Source organism: Pedobacter africanus, assembly GCF_040548825.1.
Classification (GTDB): domain Bacteria; phylum Bacteroidota; class Bacteroidia; order Sphingobacteriales; family Sphingobacteriaceae; genus Pedobacter; species Pedobacter africanus_A.
This window is the reverse complement of record NZ_JBEPSL010000012.1, coordinates 1-1,555: the sequence shown is the minus strand read 5'-3', so window position 1 is coordinate 1,555 and position 1,555 is coordinate 1. Positions and strand designations below refer to the sequence as shown.

Annotated in this window: 1 protein-coding gene; it reads right to left on the bottom strand. The window is 39.5% G+C overall.

Going from position 1 to position 1,555, the window contains the following annotated elements; all coding sequences use genetic code 11:
- Positions 1 to 116 precede the first annotated feature (116 nt).
- On the bottom strand, positions 117 to 1,238 hold the full coding sequence (locus ABIE26_RS26535) for a Fic family protein (RefSeq protein ID WP_310147127.1): 1,122 nt from the start codon (positions 1,236 to 1,238) through the stop codon (positions 117 to 119).
- Positions 1,239 to 1,555 lie beyond the last annotated feature (317 nt).

Below are 1,555 nucleotides of genomic sequence, written 5' to 3'. Positions count from 1 at the left end.
TAGAAAAAATATCTATCCCCGCAAACTATCCCCAACAACTTTTAACAAGAAAAAACTTAACTCACTAAAAAACAATAAGAAAAAATTGAAAAAAAATGTTCGGCATCTCTGTTTCATCACTCCGAAAGTATCCGGTACAGTTCAAGATTCAGATAATAGCTGCCTCCCTGGATCATCCTTTTTTCAAGAATCCCCATATTTGCCAGCTGGTCCAAATACTTTCTGGCTGTATTTTCCGAGTAAAGACCCGAATTGGTAAAGTGCTTAACCCTTGTAAAGGGCTGTGTAAATAAAGCGTTAACCAGTGATTCCGGCCTGGCAATATTTCCATTTTCAACAATGGCATCAAGAATGGCTTCCTTAGCCAGCAGGATATCATTGATCTTATTGTAGGTAAGGTTCGATGTAACCTCAACTGCTTTCAATATATATAACAACCAGTTCTTCCAGTTTCCCCGTTGTGTAACTCCTGCTAATCCTGCATAGTATTCTTCTTTATGCTCCATGATATAGCTGCTTAGAAATAAAATAGGATAATCCAATAATCCCTTCTTGGTCAGATAATGAATATTAAAGATCCTCCCGGTTCGCCCATTTCCATCTCTGAAGGGGTGTATTGCTTCAAACTGAAAATGTCCTATCCCCATTTTTAGCAGTGGGTCCAAAGTATACTTTTCATCGTCATTCAAAAATTCGATCAGGTTGTTTAATTTATCTTCAATTATTCCCTTACCTCTGGGTGGTGTATAAAATGCTTTTCCCGCATTCGGACCAGTCCCTCCCTCTTTAATATAAATCTGTGCAACCGGGGTCCTGATCCCGTCATTAAACTGGCTAACCACCCTATACATCTTTATAAAATAGTTTTCATCAAAAACATGGTTTTCCTGCAGATATTGATGACCAAGCCATAAAGCTTCTCTGTAGTTCAGGATTTCTTTGGCAGGTCCTTCTGTTTGCTTTGTCTGGTCTTCACTATAAGCTTTATACAATTCATCGTCTGTGGTGAATATATTTTCGATGGCACTTGATGCTTTTGCTTCCTGCAAACTTATAGAATTAATCAGCAAGCCTTGATTGGGTATCGCGATACTCCTTCCCTGCAAGCGGCCAAGCGCCGCCTTGGCATTACCGAGTTGCCGGTAAACTTCCAGATCTTCATACAGCTTTGCAGCTATGGGCAGGTCTGGCAAATCGTTCCAGGGTTTATTTCGGTCAGAGTTAATGCGATAGGTCATGTTTTCAAATATACATAAAATAACAGAAGACACCTTAAAAATAGCTAATTTTTAAGGCCAATTGAAAATCAGACCTTAAACAAATATTTATTCAGCATACACACCTTAAATAACATACATTTTAAGGTCAACCAAAGCTCTGACCTTACTGTTGTTTGATAGGGATCATCAGCGGGCTGATATTCCTGAATGCTGAGTGGTTGTTTTTCAGCAGGCGTGGAGGGGGGGGGCTTAAGGAATAGCCGATAGTTCACTAAACAAGAAAAGCCTGTAGTTTATGGCTACAGGCTTTCTTTAAGATTTGGCACCGACCTACT